The sequence below is a fragment of the Janthinobacterium sp. SUN137 genome, assembly GCF_030587265.1.
Lineage (GTDB): Bacteria > Pseudomonadota > Gammaproteobacteria > Burkholderiales > Burkholderiaceae_D > Janthinobacterium > Janthinobacterium kumbetense.
The window spans coordinates 1-1,045 of record NZ_JAPWHZ010000029.1 but is presented as its reverse complement, the minus strand read 5'-3'; the positions used below and the strand labels follow the sequence as shown (position 1 = coordinate 1,045).

The window sequence follows — 1,045 nt, the reverse complement described above, 5'->3', positions numbered from 1 at the left end:
GCACAGGAGCTGGCGATCACGCGCATTGGTGAGCAAACCATGTCGGCGCCGTTCGACTTGTCGCGTGGACCGTTAATTCGTGGACAACTGCTGCGCTTGGGCCCGGAGGAACATATCCTGTTCATCAACCAGCACCACATCATCACCGACGGCTGGTCGATCGGTTTGCTGGTACGGGAGGTGAGCATGCTCTACACGGCCTTGAGCCAGGGACGGGACGATCCGTTGCCGCCGCTGGCAATCCAGTATGCCGACTATGCGGTCTGGCAGCGCGCTTGGCTGCAGGGTGATGTCCTGCAGGCCCAGGTCGATTACTGGCAGCAGCATCTGGCCGGTGCTCCGGCGTTGCTGGCGTTGCCGCTGGACCGCCAGCGCCCGGAGGTGCAAAGTTACCGTGGCGCGAGCGCGGGCTTTAGCATTCCAGCCACACTTACGCAGGCGCTCAAGCAGCTGGGCCTGCGGCATGGGGCCACGTTGTACATGACGCTGCTGGCTGCTTGGGCAAGTTTGCTGTCGCGCCTGTCTGGCCAAGATGAGGTGGTAATCGGCAGCCCGGTGGCCAACCGCCATCGCCGCGAAACGGAACACCTGATCGGCTTCTTTGTCAACACGCTGGCCTTGCGGGTGAACTTGGAAGGCGCACCCAGCGTCGGTGCCTTGATCGAGCGCGTCAGGCACGATACGCTCAACGCGTATGCACACCAGGATGTGCCGTTCGAGCAGGTGGTCGAGGCGCTCAATCCGCAGCGCAGCCTTGCCTACAGTCCGCTGTTCCAGGTGTCGTTCTCGCTCAACAATACACCGGCCGACGAGGTGCTGGAATTGCCAGGCCTGCGCTTGCAGGGTATCGGGCAAACCCATGCCAGTACCCAGTTCGACCTGTCGCTGGCGGTGACCGAAGCGGACGATGTCCTGTACGGCACGCTTGAATACGCCACCGATCTGTTCGATACCGCCACGATCGAGCGCTGGATTGGCTATTTCCAGCGCACCCTCGAGAGCATGGTGACTGACGAGCAGCAGCCGGTGCATGTGCTGAACCTGA

Annotated in this window: 1 protein-coding gene; it reads left to right on the top strand. The window is 62.2% G+C overall.

Features of this window, described 5'->3' with window-relative positions:
- A partial coding sequence (locus O3298_RS29135; RefSeq protein WP_305061209.1) for a condensation domain-containing protein occupies positions 1–1,045 on the top strand: 1,045 nt, incomplete at both ends.